General features: G+C 63.3%; 24 protein-coding genes and 1 tRNA gene. 3 read left to right on the top strand and 22 right to left on the bottom strand.

Translation table 11 applies throughout. From position 1 onward, the window contains the following. Positions 1-50: 50 nt before the first annotated feature. On the bottom strand, positions 51-260 hold the full coding sequence (locus ACLFKU_RS20355) for a DUF1059 domain-containing protein (RefSeq protein WP_176124292.1): 210 nt from the start codon (positions 258-260) through the stop codon (positions 51-53). Between the two features lie 336 nt (positions 261-596). Between ACLFKU_RS20355 and ACLFKU_RS20350 the strand changes: the two genes are divergently transcribed. Beyond that, positions 597-1,868 (top strand): TIGR03862 family flavoprotein, encoded by a 1,272-nt coding sequence (locus ACLFKU_RS20350; protein WP_410850243.1) that lies wholly within the window; start codon positions 597-599, stop codon positions 1,866-1,868. A gap of 15 nt (positions 1,869-1,883) precedes the next feature. Here the strand turns inward: ACLFKU_RS20350 and ACLFKU_RS20345 are convergent, their stop codons facing one another. Next, positions 1,884-3,008: a methyltransferase gene (locus ACLFKU_RS20345; protein WP_410850242.1), complete on the bottom strand. Its 1,125-nt coding sequence runs from the start codon at positions 3,006-3,008 to the stop codon at positions 1,884-1,886. Positions 3,009-3,764: 756 nt separating this feature from the next. Here ACLFKU_RS20345 and ACLFKU_RS20340 point away from each other — a divergent pair. Continuing rightward, positions 3,765-3,989, top strand: coding sequence for an SDR family oxidoreductase (locus ACLFKU_RS20340; protein ID WP_410850281.1), 225 nt, complete (start codon positions 3,765-3,767; stop codon positions 3,987-3,989). Positions 3,990-3,999: 10 nt separating this feature from the next. Here the strand turns inward: ACLFKU_RS20340 and ACLFKU_RS20335 are convergent. From ACLFKU_RS20335 to ACLFKU_RS20305, 7 genes are all read right to left on the bottom strand, one after another. After that, positions 4,000-4,075 (bottom strand) — tRNA-Thr (locus tag ACLFKU_RS20335). A gap of 19 nt (positions 4,076-4,094) precedes the next feature. Beyond that, on the bottom strand, positions 4,095-4,592 hold the full coding sequence (locus tag ACLFKU_RS20330) for a ClpXP protease specificity-enhancing factor (protein ID WP_410850241.1): 498 nt from the start codon (positions 4,590-4,592) through the stop codon (positions 4,095-4,097). A gap of 66 nt (positions 4,593-4,658) precedes the next feature. Next, positions 4,659-5,270 (bottom strand): glutathione S-transferase N-terminal domain-containing protein, encoded by a 612-nt coding sequence (locus ACLFKU_RS20325; protein WP_006052302.1) that lies wholly within the window; start codon positions 5,268-5,270, stop codon positions 4,659-4,661. A gap of 95 nt (positions 5,271-5,365) precedes the next feature. After that, positions 5,366-6,121: a cytochrome c1 gene (locus tag ACLFKU_RS20320; protein WP_368584340.1), complete on the bottom strand. Its 756-nt coding sequence runs from the start codon at positions 6,119-6,121 to the stop codon at positions 5,366-5,368. A 23-nt stretch (positions 6,122-6,144) separates the two neighbouring features. Beyond that, a complete protein-coding gene (locus tag ACLFKU_RS20315) occupies positions 6,145-7,524 on the bottom strand; it encodes a cytochrome b (protein ID WP_410850240.1) in 1,380 nt (459 codons plus the stop codon). Continuing rightward, positions 7,524-8,144 (bottom strand): ubiquinol-cytochrome c reductase iron-sulfur subunit, encoded by a 621-nt coding sequence (gene petA, locus ACLFKU_RS20310; RefSeq protein ID WP_368584399.1) that lies wholly within the window; start codon positions 8,142-8,144, stop codon positions 7,524-7,526. The genes ACLFKU_RS20315 and petA overlap by 1 nt, the downstream gene beginning before the upstream one ends. 220 nt (positions 8,145-8,364) lie before the next feature. Beyond that, positions 8,365-9,111 (bottom strand): Nif3-like dinuclear metal center hexameric protein, encoded by a 747-nt coding sequence (locus ACLFKU_RS20305; protein ID WP_410850239.1) that lies wholly within the window; start codon positions 9,109-9,111, stop codon positions 8,365-8,367. Positions 9,112-9,130: 19 nt separating this feature from the next. Between ACLFKU_RS20305 and ACLFKU_RS20300 the strand changes: the two genes are divergently transcribed. Continuing rightward, a complete protein-coding gene (locus tag ACLFKU_RS20300; RefSeq protein ID WP_368584343.1) occupies positions 9,131-10,351 on the top strand; it encodes a Do family serine endopeptidase in 1,221 nt (406 codons plus the stop codon). A 91-nt stretch (positions 10,352-10,442) separates the two neighbouring features. Here the strand turns inward: ACLFKU_RS20300 and tatC are convergent, their stop codons facing one another. From tatC to hisD, 13 genes are all read right to left on the bottom strand, one after another. Then, the gene (gene tatC, locus ACLFKU_RS20295) at positions 10,443-11,228 is read right to left on the bottom strand and encodes a twin-arginine translocase subunit TatC (protein ID WP_410850238.1); all 786 of its coding nucleotides are present in this window, start codon (positions 11,226-11,228) and stop codon (positions 10,443-10,445) included. 34 nt (positions 11,229-11,262) lie between these two features. Beyond that, positions 11,263-11,805, bottom strand: a complete 543-nt coding sequence (gene tatB / locus ACLFKU_RS20290; protein ID WP_368584345.1) for a Sec-independent protein translocase protein TatB — start codon at positions 11,803-11,805, stop codon at positions 11,263-11,265. 48 nt (positions 11,806-11,853) lie between these two features. Beyond that, positions 11,854-12,096 (bottom strand): Sec-independent protein translocase subunit TatA, encoded by a 243-nt coding sequence (gene tatA, locus ACLFKU_RS20285; protein ID WP_013090688.1) that lies wholly within the window; start codon positions 12,094-12,096, stop codon positions 11,854-11,856. A 274-nt stretch (positions 12,097-12,370) separates the two neighbouring features. Further along, positions 12,371-12,736, bottom strand: coding sequence for a histidine triad nucleotide-binding protein (locus ACLFKU_RS20280; RefSeq protein WP_013090689.1), 366 nt, complete (start codon positions 12,734-12,736; stop codon positions 12,371-12,373). A gap of 88 nt (positions 12,737-12,824) precedes the next feature. Further along, positions 12,825-13,220 (bottom strand): DUF4870 family protein, encoded by a 396-nt coding sequence (locus ACLFKU_RS20275; RefSeq protein ID WP_013090690.1) that lies wholly within the window; start codon positions 13,218-13,220, stop codon positions 12,825-12,827. A gap of 90 nt (positions 13,221-13,310) precedes the next feature. Next, the gene (locus ACLFKU_RS20270; RefSeq protein WP_368584346.1) at positions 13,311-13,706 is read right to left on the bottom strand and encodes a phosphoribosyl-ATP diphosphatase; all 396 of its coding nucleotides are present in this window, start codon (positions 13,704-13,706) and stop codon (positions 13,311-13,313) included. Then, on the bottom strand, positions 13,703-14,113 hold the full coding sequence (gene hisI / locus ACLFKU_RS20265; RefSeq protein WP_090802086.1) for a phosphoribosyl-AMP cyclohydrolase: 411 nt from the start codon (positions 14,111-14,113) through the stop codon (positions 13,703-13,705). The genes ACLFKU_RS20270 and hisI overlap by 4 nt, the downstream gene beginning before the upstream one ends. 1 nt (position 14,114) lies before the next feature. Then, positions 14,115-14,888 carry an imidazole glycerol phosphate synthase subunit HisF gene (hisF, locus tag ACLFKU_RS20260; protein WP_062128440.1) on the bottom strand — a complete coding sequence of 258 codons (774 nt, stop codon included), beginning with the start codon at positions 14,886-14,888 and terminating at the stop codon, positions 14,115-14,117. 247 nt (positions 14,889-15,135) lie between these two features. After that, positions 15,136-15,888 (bottom strand): 1-(5-phosphoribosyl)-5-[(5-phosphoribosylamino)methylideneamino]imidazole-4-carboxamide isomerase, encoded by a 753-nt coding sequence (gene hisA, locus ACLFKU_RS20255; RefSeq protein ID WP_169500003.1) that lies wholly within the window; start codon positions 15,886-15,888, stop codon positions 15,136-15,138. 181 nt (positions 15,889-16,069) lie between these two features. After that, the gene (gene hisH, locus ACLFKU_RS20250) at positions 16,070-16,711 is read right to left on the bottom strand and encodes an imidazole glycerol phosphate synthase subunit HisH (RefSeq protein WP_410850237.1); all 642 of its coding nucleotides are present in this window, start codon (positions 16,709-16,711) and stop codon (positions 16,070-16,072) included. A gap of 162 nt (positions 16,712-16,873) precedes the next feature. Then, positions 16,874-17,461 carry an imidazoleglycerol-phosphate dehydratase HisB gene (gene hisB / locus ACLFKU_RS20245; RefSeq protein ID WP_176110143.1) on the bottom strand — a complete coding sequence of 196 codons (588 nt, stop codon included), beginning with the start codon at positions 17,459-17,461 and terminating at the stop codon, positions 16,874-16,876. A gap of 114 nt (positions 17,462-17,575) precedes the next feature. Then, positions 17,576-18,646 carry a histidinol-phosphate transaminase gene (gene hisC / locus ACLFKU_RS20240; RefSeq protein ID WP_410850236.1) on the bottom strand — a complete coding sequence of 357 codons (1,071 nt, stop codon included), beginning with the start codon at positions 18,644-18,646 and terminating at the stop codon, positions 17,576-17,578. Positions 18,647-18,789: 143 nt separating this feature from the next. Continuing rightward, positions 18,790-20,124 (bottom strand): histidinol dehydrogenase, encoded by a 1,335-nt coding sequence (gene hisD / locus ACLFKU_RS20235; RefSeq protein ID WP_410850235.1) that lies wholly within the window; start codon positions 20,122-20,124, stop codon positions 18,790-18,792. Between the last annotated feature and the right edge of the window lie 19 nt (positions 20,125-20,143).

Genomic DNA, 20,143 nt, shown 5'->3' with positions numbered 1-20,143 from the left:
CTAGATGCCGCTCGCGACGCGGGCTTCCACACTCCCCTTGCACGGGTATCTCAAGCGCGCGGCGCCTCGGCCGGCGGCGTTCCCTCATGAAATAGCGTCTTCAGCTGCGCGCGCAGCTCCGGCGAATCCGCGTGCTTGTGAACGCTGACGGCATGCTGGACCGCGGCTTCGAGCAGCTCGCTGTCGCTGTCGGCGGACATCGCGACGGTGCAGTTCATTTCGCTCGGAAATTCGCGGCAGTCGATGTATTTGCGGGTCATGACAATCTCCTTGAACCAGACGATCGACTCTTCCATCGATTCGACAGGCGATGGGCGTCGGCTGCCGGCGCGCGGCAGTGAGCGCGCCGCAGTGGCTGCGTCGCAAGTGATGTGATGGGGATTGACGCGGGGGAACGACGCGAACGACGTCCGATGGAAGATGTGTGAAAAGTATAGGTCGCGTGCGGCGCGAGCCAAGCGGTGAACGAAGTTCGACTGCGTTCGACGGCGTTTGCCGCGCGCCGCGCGCGGTGTGACAATAACGCCCTTCGCGCCGCCCGTCCGTTCGGTCGCTGGCGGCGCACCGCCTTTCCCCCCGCAGATTCGCCGAACCGCATGCCCTCCTCGCTCGATTCCACCCGCGTCGCCGTAATCGGCGGCGGCCCCGCCGGCCTGATGGCCGCCGAGATGCTTGCCCGGCGCGGCGTGCAAGTCCACGTATATGACGCGATGCCGTCGGTCGGCCGCAAATTCCTGATGGCGGGCAAAGGCGGCATGAACATCACGCATTCGGAAGCGCTCGAGCCGTTTCTCGACCGCTATGGCGAGCGCCGCGGGCGCATCGCGCCGCTGCTCGACGCATTCGGTCCCGACGCGCTGCGCGCCTGGTTGCGCGAGTTGGGCGTTGAGACGTTCGTCGGCAGTTCGGGGCGCGTGTTTCCGTCCGACATGAAGGCCGCACCGATGCTGCGCGCGTGGCTGCATCGGCTGCGCGAAGCGGGCGTGCAGTTCCACATGCGTCACAAGTGGAACGGCTGGGCGTCAGTGTCGGAAGACAACGCCGCGCACGCGCTGCGCTTCGCCACGCCCGACGGTGAACAGACGGTGCGCTACGACGCGGTCGTGTTCGCGCTCGGCGGCGGGAGTTGGCCGCGGCTCGGCTCCGACGCCGCGTGGGTGCCGCTGATGACGTCGCGCGAAGTGCCGGTGACGCCGCTGCGCCCCGCGAACTGCGGCTTCGACGCGGACTGGAGCCCGTATCTGCGCGAGCGTTTCGCCGGTCAGCCGATCAAGACGATCGCGATCTCCTTCACCGATGTAGACGGAAAAGTCCACAATCGACAAGGTGAAATACTTCTGACCGAAACCGGCCTCGAAGGGAGCCTGATTTACGCGCTGTCGGCGCCGATCCGCGAGCGGATTCTGGCCGACGGTGAGGTCACCATCTCGCTGGATCTCCTGCCGGGCCTGCCGCTCGAGCGAGTCATCGAGGAAGTGACGCGGCCGCGCGGCTCACGCTCGATCGCGAGTCATCTGCATGGGCGGATCGGCATCGGCGGCGTCAAGCTGGCGCTGTTGCACGAGATTCTGTCGAAAGAAGCATTCGCCGACGCGCGCGGCCTCGCCCACGAGATCAAGGCGCTGCCGGTGCGACTGCTGCGCGCGCGACCGATCGACGAAGCGATCAGCACGGCGGGTGGCATCCCCTTCGAGGCGCTGGACGCGCATCTGATGATCGACCGGATGCCCGGCGCATTCTGCGCGGGCGAAATGCTCGACTGGGAAGCACCGACCGGCGGTTATCTGCTGACGGCCTGTTTTGCTAGCGGGCTGGTGGCCGGCCGGGGCGCATGCGCGTATCTGGAAGCGCGCCGCGCATCGGCGTGACGCGCGCACTCGCCGTCACCGCAACTTGAGCCGCCACAACGACGTGATCTCGGCGGCTCGCGCAACATACAGCGGATCGTTCTGATTGCTGGCCTTCGGATGCCGTGGACGAATGTCCTCGCGTCCCACTACACTGAGCCCCGCCTGCTCGATCGCCGCCAACAGCCATTCGCGCGTGCGCAACCCGAGGTGCTCGGCGAAATCCGAAATGATCAGCCAGCCCTCGCCGCCCGGCGTCAGATGATCGGCGAGCCCGTTCAGGAAGCCGAGCAGCATCCGGCTGTCCGGGTCATAGACCGCGTATTCGAGCGGCGACGCGGGCCGCGCCGGCACCCACGGCGGATTGCAGACGACGAGCGGTGCCCGGCCGTCCGGAAACAGATCGGCCTGTACGATCTCGACCTGCCCGGCGTACCCAAGACGGACGAGATTTTCACGCGCACACGCCAGCGCGCGCGCATCCTGGTCCGTCGCGACGATCTTGCGCACGCCGCGTTTAGCCAGCAGCGCGGCCAGCACGCCGGTGCCGGTGCCGATATCGAATGCGAGGTCCAGCGACGGTAGCGCCGTACGCGCGACCAGATCGACGTACTCGCCGCGCACCGGTGAGAACACGCCGTAATGCGGATGAATGCGCTCGCCGAGCGCCGCGACATCGACACCCTTCTTGCGCCATTCGTGCGCGCCGATCAAACCGAGCAACTCGCGCAACGACACGACCGACGCCTCGCCGGTCGCCGGTCCGTACGCTTCGATGCAGGCCTGCCGCACGTCGGGCGCGCGGCGCAGGGAAATGCCGTAGTCGGCATCGAGCGGAATCAGGATCATGCCGAGCGTGCGCGCGCGCTGCGACTGCGCCTGCCGATGCAGGTTGAACGCGTCGAGCGGTGTCGCGCCTTGCTTGCGCGGCTTGCGTTCGAGCCGACGCGCGACCGCCTGCAACAGTTGGCGCGCGTTCTGGAAGTCGCCGTGCCACAACAGCGCGGTGCCTTCGCAGGCGAGGCGGTAGGCCGAATCGGCAGTGGTGCGGTCGTCGGCGACGACGACGCGCTTCGGCGGCGGCACGGCCGCTTCGGAGCGCCAGCGTGCGGTGCGCGGGCCGTCGGCTTCGGGCCAAGTGAGAGTTGCGGGGCTGGTCATGGTGCAATGGAGTCGATGTGACGTCGCCGGCGACGTTAACCGCGGCAGCGGACCGGAACGTCTGGCGGCTGCCCGCCATCCCGGGGCGACGCCCGAATAGTACCGTACCGCCGCCGTGCGGCTTCGCGGCGCGGCATAGATTGGGGACGATGATCAGGTAAGTTTAGACGCGCCGAATTTGGACACCCAAGTCCACAATGGACAAGGTGAAAGAGCTATTGTGATTTTTGAGCCGTTCGGCGGCGCACCTTAGCGCACGGGGTGGCATTTCGCGGCCATATTCAGACTAAATAGTCCATAATCGACAAGGTGAAAGAGATATCGTGAATTTGCTGCCATTCAGTGGCTCACCTTTCGCTGCGATAGGAGCGAAGTTTGGCAAACGGATACTAAAACGTCCACGATCGACAAGGTGAAGGAGATATCGTGATTTTTGAGCCATCAGACGTCGCACCTTAGGCCGCGCTGCATTTTGGCGCGCCGATTGCAGACTAAAACGTCTACTATCGACAAGGTGAAAGAGATTATCGGGATTTTTGAGCCATCCGGCGGCTCACCTCACGCCGCATTCACGTCTTTCCGGCATGGGCGAAAGACGAAAAAACCACCCTCGGCAGGTGAAAACAACTGTCGCGCACGCGGGTCGGGCGATTTTGATTCGAACGTGCCGGCGGCGCGCAATCGACCGAATCTCGACGAAACGACGTCCTAGCCCGAGCAGGCGGGCGTGAAAGCGCTCGGTGTCGATCTCGATCTCTGTCTGCCGTTGCTGGCATCTCGCGCTATGGCACAGCGGAGGAAATTGCGGAGCTGATGGCTTTCGTCATATCGCCAGCAGCACGCTGGATGACCGGATCGACGCTGTGCATGGACGGCGGCGAGGTCAAGTCGTCTAGCTTGCCGACTCGACCGCCGAAAAAGAAAAACCCCGCCGAAGCGTGTGCTTCGACGGGGTTTTCAAGGATTTCCAGTTACTGCTGATAAAGCAATCTGGTGCCGGCTGCAGGACTCGAACCCGCCACCTCATGATTACAAGTCAAGCGCTCTACCTGATGAGCTAAGCCGGCATGAGGCCGTGATTCTACTTCATTTCACGATCTTAAGGCGAGCCCTTCCGCCACCTTTCGATCCATCATCGTCGGGTTGCGGTTTGTCGTCGGCGTCGCTGGCCGCGGCCGGGTCGGCCGGCGCGGTTTCGACGGCGCGCGGCGCCGCCGGCGTGTCGGCTTCGTCCGCGGCATCCGCGCCGGAATCCTGAGCCTCGCCGCCCGCCGATTCCACCGGGAACGCCATACCCTGGCCGTTCTCGCGCGCGTAGATCGCGAGAATATTGGCGACCGGCACTTCGATCTTGTGCGACTTGCCGGAGAAGCGCGCGTTAAACTCGATCCACTCGTTGCCCATCTGCAGCTGGCTGGTCGCCTCGAAGCTGATGTTCAACACGATCTCGTTGTCTCGCACGAACTGACGCGGCACGCGCGTCTGATTGTCGACGCGGACCGCGATGTGCGGTGTGTAGCCGTTATCCGTGCACCACTCATAAAGCGCGCGCAGCAGATAAGGCTTCGTGGAAATCTCTTGCATCAACAGTCCTCTTGCGGACGCGGGTGCGCATCGAAGCGATGCGGCGCCCGCGCACCAAAGCCAAACTCAACGACGCATCACCTTTTCCGACGGCGTCAGCGCTTCGATATAAGCCGGGCGGCTAAAAATGCGCTCGGCGTACTTCATCAGCGGTGCGGCGTTCTTCGACAGCTCGATACCGTAGTGGTCGAGGCGCCACAGCAGCGGTGCGATCGCGACGTCGAGCATCGAGAACTCTTCGCCGAGCATGTACTTGTTTTTCAGGAAGATCGGCGCGAGCTGCGTCAGGCGATCGCGGATCGCGAGGCGCGCCTTCTCGTGATTCTTCTCCGCTGCCTTGCCCTTCTCGTTTTCGAGCGTGCCGACGTGGACGAACAGCTCTTTCTCGAAGTTGAGCAGGAACAGGCGTGCCCGCGCGCGCTGCACCGGATCGGCCGGCATCAGCTGCGGGTGCGGGAAACGCTCGTCGATGTACTCGTTGATGATGTTCGATTCGTACAGAATCAGGTCCCGTTCGACGAGAATCGGCACCTGACCATACGGATTCATCACGGCGATGTCTTCCGGCTTGTTGAACAGGTCGACGTCGCGGATCTCGAAGTCCATGCCCTTTTCGAACAACACCAGCCGGCAACGCTGGGAGAACGGGCAGGTAGTGCCGGAATACAGAACCATCATGTTTACGTTTCCTCAAAAAGCTGAAGGGCCAGCGCACGGAAAAACCGTTCAGCAGGTCTTTCCTGGCGCCGGCCCCACGCCGTATAGCGGCGTGATTATTTGATATGTTTCCAGTACGCGGCGTTCAGTCGCCAGGCGAAAAAGCTCAGGATACCGAGGAACAACAGCACCCACACGCCAAGTTGCTTGCGGGTTTGCTGCGTCGGTTCGGACATCCATGACAGGTACGACACGAGGTCGGCCACAGCAGAATCATAATCTACCGGCGACATCGTCCCCGGAGTGAGTTGCTGGAAACCGAGGAATTTGTGTACCTTTTCGCCGGTTTTTTCGTCGGTTTCATCACCGAATTTTGCCGCTCGCTGCCCCTGAAGCTGCCACAGCACGTGAGGCATGCTCACGTTCTCGTACACCAGATTGTTCCAGCCGGTCGGCCGCGTATCGTCGCGGTAAAAACTGCGCAGATACGTGTACAGCCAGTCCGTGCCCCGCGCCCGCGCCTCCACCGACAAATCCGGCGGCGTCGCCCCGAACCACGCTTTCGCGTCGTCCGGGCGCATCGCCACGGTCATCGTGTTGCCGACCTTGTCGGTGGTGAACAGCAGATTCGCCTGGACTTCGTTCGGCGTAATGCCGAGATCGGTCAGGCGGTTGTAGCGCATCAGGTTCGCGCTGTGGCAATTCAGGCAGTAGTTTACAAACAATTGCGCGCCGCGCTGCAAAGAAGCGAAATTGTTCGTGTTGTCCGGCGCGCGATTGAGCGGGAAATTCTCGTCCGCGTGGACCGGAGCGGCCAGCAGCGCAAGCACAGTCGCGCCGACCAGCGCGCACATCGAAAGCAGTTTTTTCATCTTCGTGTTCTCCTGGCTCGCGATTAGTGAGGCTTGAACCGCACCCGTTCCGGTGGCTGCTTGAACTTGCCAAGCCGCGTCCAGAAGGGCATGCCGAGGAAAAAAGCGAAGTAGACCAGCGCGCAGATCTGCGCGATCAGCGTCGCGGCGGGCGATGGCGGCCGCGTGCCGAGGAAGCCGAGCGTAAGGAACGCGATCACGAAGATCCCGAAGAAAACCTTGTGGAAGAACGGCCGGTAGCGAATCGACCTGACCGGCGAGCGGTCCAGCCACGGCAGGAAGAAGAGCGAAATCACCGCGCTGCCCATCACTACGACGCCCCAGAACTTCGATTCGGTGAACACCATCGCAACGATCACCAGCACCGCGAGAACCGGCAACCCGATCTTCCACTTGCCGCGTGCGCGCACCAGCGCGAGCAACCCGAGTAGCGCGATGACGATCATCAGCACGATCTTGAATGGATCGGTGGTGGCGCGCAGCATCGCATAAAAAGCGGTGAAGTACCAGACTGGCGCAATTTCCGGCGGCGTCTGCAGCGGATTCGCGGGAACGAAGTTGTTCGCTTCAAGGAAGTACCCGCCCATTTCCGGCCCGAAGAAGATGATCGCCGCGAAGATCAGCAGGAAGATCGCCACACCCATGAAGTCGTGCACCGAGTAGTACGGGTGGAACGGAATACCGTCGAGCGGCACGCCATCCGGCCCCTTCTTCGCCTTGATCTCGATGCCATCCGGGTTGTTCGAGCCGACTTCGTGCAGCGCGACGAGGTGCGCGATCAAGAGGCCGACCAGCACCAGCGGAATCGCGATCACGTGGAACGCGAAGAAGCGGTTCAGCGTGACGTCGGAGACGACGTAGTCGCCGCGAATCCACAGCGACAGATCAGGACCGATGAACGGAATCGCCGAGAACAGATTCACGATCACCTGCGCGCCCCAGAACGACATCTGGCCCCACGGCAGCAGGTAGCCGAAGAACGCCTCGGCCATCAGACACAGGAAGATCAGGCAGCCGAAAATCCACACCAGCTCGCGCGGCTTGCGGTAGGAGCCATACAAAAGCCCGCGAAACATGTGCAGATACACGACGACGAAGAACATCGACGCACCCGTCGAGTGCATGTAGCGGATCAGCCAACCCCACGGCACCTCGCGCATGATGTACTCGACCGACGCGAACGCAAGCGTCGCATCGGGCTTGTAGTTCATCGTCAGCCAGATGCCGGTGACGATCTGGTTGACCAGCACCAGCAATGCAAGCGAACCGAAGAAGTACCAGAAGTTGAAGTTCTTCGGCGCGTAGTACTCGGAAACGTGCTTCTTCCACGTGGCAGTCATCGGGAAGCGCTGGTCGATCCAACCAGCCAGCCCGGTCGTCTCTACTTCGTGTTCGCTCGCCATTACGCTTCTCCTTTTTCGTCCTTCCCGATCACAAGGGCCGTCGCCGACGTGAACATGAAGCGTGGGATGTCGAGGTTCTGCGGGGCGGGTTTGTTCTTGAAGACGCGGCCGGCCATGTCGTAGGTCGAGCCGTGGCACGGGCACAGAAAGCCGCCGGGCCAGTCGTCGGGCAGATTGGCCTGCGGGCCTTCCTGGAAGCGCGGCGTCGGCGTGCAGCCCAGATGCGTGCAAACGGCGACGGCAACCAGCAGATGCTTGTTCTCGGCGCGTGAACGGAATTCGTTGTTGCAGTAGTCCGGCAGCGGCATCGAGAAGGGATTCTCCGTGTGGGGGTCCGCTACCTGGCTATCGGCTTTTTGAACATCGGCGAGCATGCGGTCGGTGCGGTTGATGATCCACACCGGCTTGCCACGCCAGGCGACCGTCATCATGTCGCCGGGCTTCAGACCACTGATATCGACTTCGACCGGGGCCCCTGCGGCCTTGGCCTTTTCGGATGGTGCAAACGAACTAACAAAGGGTACGACAACGGCAACACCTCCTATGCCGCCTGCTACGGTCGTCGCTACCAGCCAGTTACGGCGGCTGCCATCGACGCGTTCCTCTTCTTTGTCTCGCATCACACGCCCCACTTCTGAGTTGGATTTTTCCTTCACGTCGCTTCTACCGCCGCTAGTTTGCTCGAATGGAGTCGCCATTTACAAGGGCCGATTGCCAAAAACCGTGCGAAGCCCTTGATAACTCAGGGTTTGTCCGTACCGATCGCAAACTTTTTTGCACCTCCTTTTAAGCGCCTTCTACGGTATTCGCGCCTTTTTCTTCGTTAATGCAATTCGCAATTCAAACGGGATTCGGAATGTCGATAAACAGGTGTTCGATATCGAACGATTCGGACAGATGCTTGCCCACCGCCTGCACGCCGAAACGTTCTGTCGCGTGGTGGCCGGCCGCGAGAAACGCGACGCCGCTTTCCGCCGCCGTATGCATCACCGACTCCGATACTTCGCCAGTCACGTAGGCGTCGACGCCCGCGTTGATCGCCGCGTCGAACATCCCTTGCGCGGCGCCCGTGCACCAGCCGACGCGGCGCAGCTGCATATCGGGATCGCCGAACACGAGCGGCGTGCGGCCCAGCGTTTGCTCGATTTCCGCGCTCAGGTGCGACAGCGAAATCGGCATCGGCAACGTGGCGAGCCAGCCGAGATCGTTGTCGCCGAAACGTGCGTCGCTGATCCAGCCCATCTTCTCGCCGATCTGCGCGTTGTTGCCGAAATCGGGGTGATCGTCGAGCGGCAGGTGATAGGCGAACAGGTTCAGGTCGTTGGCGAGCAGCAGCTTCAGTCGAGCATGCTTGCGGCCGGTGATCTGCGGCGCCTCGTTGCGCCAGAAGTAGCCGTGATGGACCAGCACGGCGTCCGCGCCCCAGTCGAGCGCGGCCTCGAGGAAGGCCACCGACGCGGTCACGCCAGTCGCGAGTTTGTTGATCCGGCGGCGGCCTTCGACCTGCAGTCCGTTCGGGCAATAGTCCTTGAAGCGCGCGGTTTCAAGGAGAGTGTTCAAGTACAATTCAAGTTCAATCCGATCCATATAGACCTCTTGTCTTCAGATGCTTAGACGCTTTTGGCTGTTATTTGCCCAAGCGGTGACGGTGCTGTTGGCGCTGATGTTCATCATTGCGACCCTCAAACCGCAGTGGCTGCAGCGTCAAGCACAATTCGGCAGACAACTCGCCGAACCGATCGTGGCGCTGCGGGAAGTGGCGCCGGGCATCAGCAAAGGGCATGCCGAAACGTCCTATGCCGAAGCGGCGCAAAAGGCGATGCCCGCGGTCGTCAACGTGTTCTCCAGCAAGGATGGCTCGCTGCCGCCCGACCCGCGCGCCAAAGATCCGCTGTTCCGCTACTTCTTCGGCGACAGGAACAATCGCAAGCAGCAGGAGCAGCCTGCCTCGAACCTCGGCTCAGGCGTGATAGTGAGTTCGGAAGGTTACATTCTAACGAACCAGCACGTCGTCGACGGCGCCGATCAGATCGAAGTCGCGCTCGCCGACGGCCGCACCGCCAGCGCGAAGGTCATCGGCATCGACCCGGAAACCGATCTGGCGGTGCTCAAGGTCAACATGAGCAATCTGCCCACCATCACGCTCGGCCGGATGGACCAGATCCGCGTCGGCGACGTCGTGCTGGCGATCGGTAATCCGTTCGGCGTCGGGCAGACCGTGACGATGGGCATCGTCAGCGCGCTGGGCCGCAACCACCTCGGCATCAATACGTTCGAAAACTTCATCCAGACCGACGCGCCGATCAACCCCGGCAACTCGGGCGGTGCGCTCGTCGACGTGAACGGCAATCTGCTCGGTATCAACACCGCGATCTACTCGCGCTCGGGCGGCTCGCTCGGCATCGGCTTCGCGATTCCGGTGTCGACCGCGCGCAGCGTGCTCGAGAGCATCATCACGACCGGTACGGTCACGCGCGGCTGGATCGGCGTCGAACCGCAGGACGTGACGCCGGAGATCGCGGAGTCGTTCGGGCTCGATCAGAAGTCGGGCGCGATCGTCGCGGGCGTGCTGAAGAGCGGCCCGGCCGACCGCGCGGGCATCAAGCCCGGCGACATCCTGACTAGCGTGAACGGCCAGGTGATCACCGATACCACGCGCCTGTTGAACGTGATCGCGCAGATAAAGCCAGGCACGGCGGCAAAAGTCCATCTGGTGCGCAAAGGCCATCAGATCGATCTCGACGTGATGATCGGCAAACGCCCGCCGCCGCCGAAACAGCCGGAAGACGAAAACGGCGGCGATCAGCCGGATGACGAGGGCGGTTGAGGTCTAGGCCGCGACTCAACGCAACGAAAAAGGGCAGTCCGATGGACTGCCCTTTTCATTTGACGCCCGCCCGGCACCGGCTCGCGGCACCTCAACTAGACGGCGGCGGACTCGCATCCTCGACGACCACCGGCTGCTTGCCGACGATCAAGCGCGCCGCGACGATGCCGGCTTCGTACAGCAGAATCAGCGGAACCGCGAGAATCAGCTGCGAAAACACGTCGGGCGGCGTTACGACGGCCGACACCACGAACGCGCCGACGATCACATACGGCCGGATCTCCTTCAGCTTCTTCAGCGTTACCACGTTCATCCGCACCAACAGGACGACGACGATCGGCACCTCGAAGGTGACACCGAACGCGATGAACATCGTCAGCACGAAGCTCAGGTAATTGTCGATATCGGTTGTCATTTCCGCGCCGAGCGGCGCGTTGTAGTGCGCCATCACGCGGAAGATGGTCGGAAACACGACGAAGTACGCGAACGCCATGCCGCACAGGAACAGCGTATAGCTGCTCGCCACCAGCGGTGCGACCAGCTTCTTCTCGTGCTGATAGAGTCCCGGCGCGACGAACGCCCAGATCTGGTACAGCACGACCGGCAGCGCGATCACGAAAGCGACCAGCATCGTCACCTTCATCGGCACGAAGAACGAGCCGGTGACGTCGGTGACGATCATCTTGCCGTCCTTCGGCAGATTCATCATCAGCGGACGCGCGAGCAATTTGAAGATGTCCGGTGCCCAGTACACGAGCCCGATAAACACGACGATGACGGCGAGCCCCGCACGGATGATGCGGTCACGCAGTTCGACGAGGTGGGAAATGAAGGTCTCTTCGGCGCCTTCGTTCTGGGATTGCTGGGGGTCGCTCACACCGGCCCTCGGTTAGAGATTGTCGATCTGAACATCAGAAAAACCGCGTCGGACGACGCAGGTTGGCAGGTGTGTGCCGCGCAACGCGCGCGGCGCCCGACTGCACGCGCGTGCGGCGCAGGCTCGCTCGCTTGTACCAGGTGGGGGTGGCGCTCTGCTGGACGCGCCAGGTCTTGCGTTTGGGCGCGGCGGCCGGCGTACTGACGGGCCACGAGTCGGCACCGGCGCTGCCGCTGACGCCGCTGCCGGCGTCTTCGAGCGCGCCGCCGGCGATGCTCGGCGACACCGACGTACCACTCTTCCACGCCTCGTTCAGTTCATTTTCATGCTTGCGCAGATTATCCTGAACTGTCGTTTCGACGTTGCTCGCGGCCTTCTCGAACTCGGTCTTCATGCGCCGCAATTCGTCGAGCTCGATTTCGCGCGTGACTTCGGCCTTCACGTCGTTGATGTACCGCTGTGCGCGGCCGAACAGCGCGCCAGCCGTGCGGGCGACACGCGGCAGGCGCTCAGGCCCGAGGACGACCAGCGCGACGACGCCGATCAGCGCCATCTTGGTTAGACCGAGGTCCAGCATGAAGTGGAATGTCCGTCAGAAACGCGGGAACGGCGCAAACGCCGCGGCTTAGCGGTAATCGCCCGATTGCTGCGTCTTTTCTTTCGCTTCGACGTCCACCGCGCCGTTGCGCGGCAGCTCGCGCTGCTGTTGCGCGTCGGCCGACGGCGATTCGGCTTCCTTCATGCCTTCCTTGAACCCCTTCACAGCGCCGCCCAGATCGCTGCCGATGTTGCGCAGCTTCTTCGTGCCGAACACGAGCGCGACGATCAACAGAACGATCAACCAATGCCAAATACTCAACGAACCCATGACTACTCTCCTTAACCCCGACGCCGCATCTCGATGCGGCAAATTTGCCTAACCTGAAGCGCGTGCGCTTCGTCTGCCTCTATCTCTACGTTACCGCAGGTCGCGCCACCGCGCTCGCAAAGTGCGCCGCAGTGTGAATCGCCGTCATTGTGGTCAGGCGATCACGTCGACGGTATTACACAGCGGTAAAAACAACGGCGGCGCTATTGTCCTCGACCAAAACTCGCAGCGGTGTGCTCTCGCTACGCGGCGCGTGCAACCCATGCGCCCCCGCTCAGCCCATGCGATGCCAGGGGCGCGGTCCCGCGAGAATGTGCGCGTGCAGGTGATACACCTCCTGACCACCGCCCGGACCGGTATTGATTACCGTGCGAAAGCCCGTTTCGCCGCCGCTATACGCGACCCCCAATTGCTCGGCCAGTCGAGCGGCCAGGACAAGCATTCTACCAAGCAGAGGCGCGTCGCTTTCCGTGCAGTTCGACAGCGTTGCAATGTGCTTGCGAGGGATCACCAGCACATGCGTTTCGGCCGCCGGACGGATGTCGCGGAAGGCGACGAACTCGTCGTCTTCGTGGACTCTGGTCGAGGGGATTTCGCCAGCGGCAATCTTGCAGAAAAGACAGTTCGGATCGTGACTCATCGTATTCCCGGTATGACTTAGGCGAGCGAAGCCGCACGCGACGAGGTTCGACCCGACTGCCGGTCCGCGCGTTCGGACCGGCTAGCGTTCAGACCCAGCCGGCCGGATTCGCGAATGGCTTGTTATCGTACAGATACAGCCAGCCTTTGATAATACGGTACAACATCCATATGCTGACCGCCCACAGCACCGGAATGCCGATCACGACGACCAATAGCAACGCGCCGATCGCATAGCCGACGAGGCCCATCCAGAACGTGCGAATCTGCCATTCGAAGTGCGCTTCGTACGGCGTGCCGGCCACGTCTGGCCGTTTCACGTAGTTGATGATGATCGCGATCAGGATGGTGAGCCCGCCGGTCAGCCAATGGACCGCATACAGCGCGTACAGCACGTGCGTGAGCGTGCGCAGGCTGCGCTCCCGCTCAGGCTCCATCGCGTGGCGGTAGACCGGCGGCGGATAGCTTCCTTGCGGCTGTTCCATGCTTGCGTCCTCACGAAGGTGCGGTTACCGCTATATAGGTGCCAGCGCGCGCGAGTTCAAGCGGAAACGCCAGATTTCCGCTCCGGCTGCTCAGTCGCCGTTTTCCTCACGCTCGCGGCTCTTGCGCAGCGCCTTTTCCTCGATGCCCGACAGGCCTTCGCGACGCTCGAGTTCGGCGATCACGTCGGCGGGGCTCAGATTGAAATGCGACAACATCACGAGGCAGTGGAACCACAGGTCCGCGACCTCGCCGACCAGCGCCTTCGGCGCGCCGCCGTGGCGCGTGTCCTTTGCGGCCAGCACAACTTCGGTGGCTTCTTCGCCGATCTTCTTCAGAATCGCGTCGTCGCCCTTGTGGAACAGGCGCGAGACGTACGAGGTGTCTGGATCGCCGCCCTTGCGGCCATCGATCACCGCCGCGAGGCGCAGCAGCGTGTCGAGCGTGGAAGCCTCGGCGGGCGACGGGTTTTGCATGGATTGCGTCATTTGTAGATGTGTTCGGGGTCTTTCAGCACGGGATCGACGGCCTGCCAGTCGCCGTCGTCCACCGAGCCTTCGAATTTCTGGAAAAAGCACGAGTGGCGGCCGGTGTGGCATGCGATGCCCGACACCTGCTCGACTTTCAGCAGTACGACGTCTTCGTCGCAATCGAGCCGCACTTCGTGCACATGCTGCACGTGGCCCGACTCCTCGCCCTTGAACCACAGGCGCTGGCGCGAACGCGAGAAATACACAGCGCGGCCGGTCTCGACGGTCTTCGCGAGGGCCTCGCGGTTCATCCACGCGAACATCAGCACGTCGTTGGTCGACGCTTCCTGCGCGATCACCGGCACGAGGCCGTTCGCGTCCCACTTGACCTTATCGAGCCAGTTCACTGCCGAAGGATTCGTCACGTCACAACCTCACCGAAATGCCCTGGTCGGCCATGAAGCGCTTGGCCTCGCCGACCGTGTGTTCGCCGTAGTGGAAGATGCTCGCGGCCAGCACCGCATCCGCGTGACCGCTTTTGATGCCGTCGGCGAGATGCTGCAGATTGCCGACGCCGCCCGAGGCGATCACCGATACCGGCACCGCGTCCGACACCGCGCGCGTCAGCGCAAGGTCGAAGCCGCTCTTGGTGCCGTCGCGATCCATGCTGGTCAGCAGGATTTCGCCGGCGCCGAGTTCGGCCATCTTCCGCGCCCATTCGACCGCGTCGAGACCAGTGGCCTTGCGCCCGCCGTGCGTGAACACTTCCCAGCGCGGCGTTTCGCCGTCGGCGGACACGCGCTTCGCGTCGATCGCGACGACGATGCACTGCGAGCCGTATTTGTCGGTCGCGTCCTTCACGAGCTGCGGATTCGCGACCGCCGACGAGTTCATGCTGATCTTGTCCGCGCCCGCGTTCAGAAGGCGCCGCACGTCTTCGACCGCGCGCACGCCGCCGCCGACCGTCAGCGGAATGAACACCTGCGAGGCGACCGCCTCGATGATCGGCAGGATCAGGTCGCGCTGATCCGAGGTCGCGGTGATGTCGAGGAACGTCAGTTCGTCGGCGCCCTGGTCGTCGTAACGGCGCGCGATTTCGACCGGGTCGCCGGCGTCGCGCAGTTCGACGAAGTTGACGCCCTTGACCACGCGGCCCGCGGTGACGTCGAGACAGGGGATGATGCGTTTAGCTAGAGCCATGATCGTGCAATTCTGCCAATACCGCTGATGAGGCCGCTCGCTTGCGGGCGAGCGGCACGGTGCCGGCGCGAGCGGTTGCGTCGCGCCGCGAGTGGAGTGCTGGCCGCGGGCCGGCGAGGTCCCGGTTGCGTGATCGAGTGAAGCGCGCTACCCGGCAAACCGTCGGTCGAGCGAGTGCCGCAAGCCGAAGGTGAGTGCCACGCCGCACACGGCGCAAGCTTCCCGGCAAACGCGGCCGACGCCGCGCTTAAGCGTCGTCCGCTTCGCGCAGCTTGTCCGCGAGCGTCTGCGCGGCCGCGAAGTCGAGGTCGCCCGAATAGATCGCGCGGCCGCAGATCACGCCTTCGATGCCCTCGCCTTCGACTTCGCACAGCGATTCGATGTCCGCGAGGTTCGACAGACCACCGCTCGCGATCACCGGAATCTTGACCGCGCGCGCAAGGCGCACCGTCGCTTCGATGTTGATGCCTTGCAGCATGCCGTCACGGCCGATGTCGGTGTAGATGATCGACTCGCAGCCGTAGTCCTCGAACTTGCGCGCGAGGTCGGCCACTTCGTGACCGGTCAGCTTGCTCCAGCCGTCGGTGGCGACCTTGCCGTCTTTCGCGTCGAGACCGACGATGATGTGGCCGCCGAACGCGGTGCACGCGTCCTGCAGGAAGCCGGGGTTCTTCACCGCCGCGGTGCCGATGATTACGTACGACAAACCGTCGTCCAGATAGCGCTCGATCGTGTTCAGGTCGCGGATGCCACCACCGAGCTGAACCGGAATTTCACCGCCCACTTCATCGATGATCGCCCGGATTGCATCGCCGTTCTTCGGCTTGCCGGCGAACGCGCCATTCAGATCGACGAGATGCAGACGACGCGCGCCGCGGTCGACCCAATGTCGGGCCATTGCCGCCGGTTCCTCGGAGAAAATCGTCGCCTGGTCCATATCGCCCTGTTTGAGGCGTACACACTGACCATCTTTCAGGTCGATGGCGGGAATCAGCAGCATAGCAATCGGGTGTTATCTGGGAGTGGATTGAAGGTCGGCGGCAGCGGCTGGCGGATCAGCCCGCCGCAATACCGTCTCGCTAGTTTAGTACAACTCTTTCGGCGCTCCAGTGGGGCGCCGGTCGGATGCGGGACCGCGGCACCGCGCGACGCACGCGCGGCAACGGGATAAAGAAAGGCGTTCACGGGTTCCAGTGCACGAAGTTGCGATACACGCGCAAACCCGCTTCGGCGCTCTTTTCGGGGTGAAACTGGGTGGCGAAAATGTTATCCCGCGCGACAGCCGAGGTAAAGGGCGCGCCGTAGACCGTCTCGCCCGACGTGTGCGCCGGGTTGTCCGGCACCACGTAGTAGCTGTGCACGAAGTAGAAGAATGCGTTGTCGGCGACACCGTCCCACAGCGGATGCGGGTGCGCCTGACGCACGCGGTTCCAGCCCATCTGCGGGACCTTGAAGCGCGAGCCGTCGTCCTGCAGGCGGCCTTCGAGCTCGAAGCGCACCACCTTGCCGGGCAACAGACCCAGCCCCGGCGTGTCGCCCTCGGCGCTCCAGTCGAACAGCATCTGCTCGCCGACGCACACGCCCATCAGCGGCTTGCTGCGCGACGCCTCGACGACCGCTTCCTGCAGACCGGACGCGCCGAGACTGCGCATGCAGTCGGGCATCGCGCCCTGGCCGGGCAGCACCACGCGGTCGGCCGCACGGATCGCTTCCGGACGATCGACGATCGCCACGTCCGCTTCCGGCGCCGCTTGGCGCAGTGCCTGGGCAACCGAGCGCAGGTTGCCCATTCCGTAATCCACAATCGCTATCGAAGTTTTCATTTCAAGTTTGGCCGCTCTGCCCTCGATCCATCGATGCCGCCGCGCGGCGTCGAACGACGTGCCGGCAAATGCGATCCTGCCCGATGAGTCGCGTGAAGGTGAGTGGCCTGGAGACGTTGGGGGCGGTGAAACCCTGTGTTAAAGCCTGCTACGGCCGTTGCGTCAGAGACTGCCCTTGGTCGACGGAATCTGTCCGGCCGCGCGCTCGTCGAGCTCGACGGCCATGCGCAGCGCGCGCCCGAACGCCTTGAACACCGTTTCGAGCTGGTGGTGAGCGTTGATGCCGCGCAGATTGTCGACATGCAGCGTCACGCCGGCATGGTTCACGAAGCCGCGGAAGAATTCGATCGACAGGTCAACGTCGAACGTGCCGATGCGCGCGCGCGTGAACGGCACGTGGAATTCGAGGCCCGGACGGCCGGAAAAATCGATCACGACGCGCGACAGCGCTTCGTCGAGCGGAACGTAGGAATGACCGTAGCGGCGGATGCCCTTGCGATCGCCGATCGCCTTCGCGACGGCCTGGCCGAGCGTGATACCGGTGTCTTCGACCGTGTGGTGGTCGTCGATATGCAGGTCGCCATGCGCTTCGATCTCGAGGTCGAACAGCCCGTGGCGGGCGATCTGGTCGAGCATGTGGTCCAGGAACGGCACACCGGTGGCCAGCTTCTGCTGGCCGGTGCCGTCCAGGTTGATCTTCACACGGATCTGCGTTTCGCTGGTGTTGCGAACGACTTCCGCAAGGCGCATGGCAATTCCTCGAATCTGGCTTAAAAGCGCTAGTAATGTGGGGTGGACGAATGGCGGGCCGCTCAATGCAGCCGTTCAATGCGGCGGCTCAGTGCCGCCGCTCAATGGAGCGGATTACCGCAACACGAGTTTCAGGCCGGCGAGCAACTGGGCGTTCTCGTTCGGCGAACCGACGGTCAAACGCACACAGTTGTCCAGCAATGGGTGCATTTTACTCACGTTTTTGATCAGAATACGTGCCGTTAGCAGGGTTTCGAACAATACCGACGCATCGGGCACCCGCACGAGCAGGAAGTTGCCCGCGCTATCGAATACTTCGGCGCCCGGCAGCGCGGCCACCGCCTGCGCGAGCTTCTCGCGTTCGTCGCGCAATTGCGCGGCCTGCGCGTCGAGCACGCCGATGTGGTCGAGCAGGAAATCGGCGGTGGCCTGCGTCAGCACGTTGGTGTTGTACGGCGGGCGCACCTTGTCGAATTCGGTCAGCCACGCGGGCTTGCCGACCAGGTAACCGAGCCGGATCCCGGCGAGGCCCAGCTTCGACACCGTGCGCATCACGACGACGTTGTCGAACTGGTCGGCGCGCGGCAGCCAGCTCTTCTGCGCGAACGGCTGATACGCCTCGTCGATCACGACGAGACTCTTGCCCGCCGCGGCGATGATGCGCTCAATTCCGGCCTCATCGAACAGCGTGCCGGTCGGGTTGTTCGGATACGCGAGATAGATAAGCGCCGGTGCGTGCTCGGCGATCGCCGCGAGCATCGCGTCGGTATCGAGCGTGAAGTCGGCTTTCAGCGGCACGCCGACGAATTCGAGATGCGCCAGCTTCGCCGACATCTGATACATGACGAAGCCCGGCACCGGTGCGAGCACCTTCGCGCCCGGCTTCGCGCACGCGACCGACATGATGCTGATGATTTCATCGGAGCCATTGCCGAGCAGCACGTCGCAACCCGCCGGCACGCCCATCACTTGACGGATGCGCTCGATCAACTGCTCGGGACGCGGCGCCGGATAACGGTTCAACGCGACGGCCGCCAGACGCTCGCCGAGATGCGCGGCAAGTTCCGACGGCAGCGTAAACGGGTTCTCCATCGCGTCGAGCTTGATGAAGCCGGTTGCGTCCGGAACCGGATAGCTCGTCATTGCGAGCACGTCGCTGCGGATGATGTCTTGAGGTGTCGTCATAGCTTCGGGGCCGGGCCGTGCGAAGACCGCCGGCTCGGCGTCGGTGCAGGGCGTTCGGGTTAGTCTCTGTGGTCGTTATTGAACGGGGCGGGTGGGCTCGATGCATCGCTCGCGCGGCAGTCTCCGCCCTCGCCGCTTCCGCCTCAGCCGCGTTCGTTGTTGTTCAGCCGCATCCGGAATTCGGCGCTGCGCGCGTGCGCTTGCAGACCTTCGCCATATGCGAGTTCGGCGGCGATCTCGCCGAGCGTCTGCGCGCCTTCCGCGCTGACTTCGATCAGGCTCGAACGCTTGAAGAAATCATAAACGCCGAGCGGCGACGAGAACCGTGCGGTACGCGACGTCGGCAGCACATGGTTCGGGCCCGCGCAGTAGTCGCCGAGGCTCTCGCTCGTGTAGCGGCCAAGGAAGATCGCACCCGCGTGGCGGATTTGCTGCGCCCACTGATGCGGCTCCAGCGCCGAAATTTCGAGGTGCTCCGGCGCGATGTCGTTGGCGATCGCGCAGGCCTCGGCCATGTCGCGCACCTTGATCAGCGCGCCGCGGTTTTCGAGCGACGTGCGGATCACCTCGTGGCGCGGCATCGTGGGCAGCAGTTCGTCGATCGCTTCCTGCACACGCGCGATGAACGCGTCGTCCGGGCACAGCAGGATCGACTGCGCGAGTTCGTCGTGCTCGGCCTGCGAGAACAGGTCCATCGCGACCCAGCGCGGATCGGTCGTGCCGTCGCACAGCACGAGGATTTCCGACGGCCCCGCGATCATGTCGATGCCGACCGTGCCGAACACACGACGCTTCGCCGACGCGACATACGCGTTGCCGGGGCCGCAGATCTTGTCGACCGCGGGAACGGTTTGCGTGCCGTACGCGAGCGCGCCCACCGCCTGCGCGCCGCCGATCGTGAACACGCGATCGACACCGCCGAGCAATGCCGCCGCGAGCACGAGCGGATTCTTCACACCGTCCGGCGTCGGCACGACCATCACGATTTCGCGCACGCCGGCCACTCGCGCCGGAATCGCGTTCATCAGCACCGACGACGGGTACGCCGCCTTGCCACCCGGCACATAGATGCCCGCGCGATCGAGCGGCGTGACCTTCTGACCGAGCACGGTGCCGTCAGCTTCGGTGTACTGCCAGCTATGGCTGCCGCACTCGATCTTCTGCTTCTCGTGATAGCCGCGCACGCGCGCCGCCGCCGCTTCCAGCGACGCACGCTGCTTCGGCTCGAGACTTTCGAGCGCCGCTTCGAGCTCCGCCATCGGCAGTTCGAGCTCGGCCACGCTTTTCACATCGATGCGGTCGAAGCGGTTCGTGTACTCGAGCACTGCCTCGTCGCCTCGCGCCTTCACGTCGTTCAGAATCTGCGCGACCGCGCGCTCGATGGCTTCGTCTTCGCTCGCCTCGAACGCGAGCACCGCATGCAGCGACTTGTGAAAGTCGGGAGCGGTGGAATCGAGCTTGCGAATCTTGATAGACATACAGGTATCCGTTTCGGTA

It is taken from the genome of Paraburkholderia sp. EG304 (genome assembly GCF_046543485.1).
GTDB classification, from domain to species: domain Bacteria; phylum Pseudomonadota; class Gammaproteobacteria; order Burkholderiales; family Burkholderiaceae; genus Paraburkholderia; species Paraburkholderia youngii.
The sequence above is the reverse complement of the archived record's forward strand: the minus strand, read 5'-3'. Positions and strand labels throughout refer to the sequence as shown.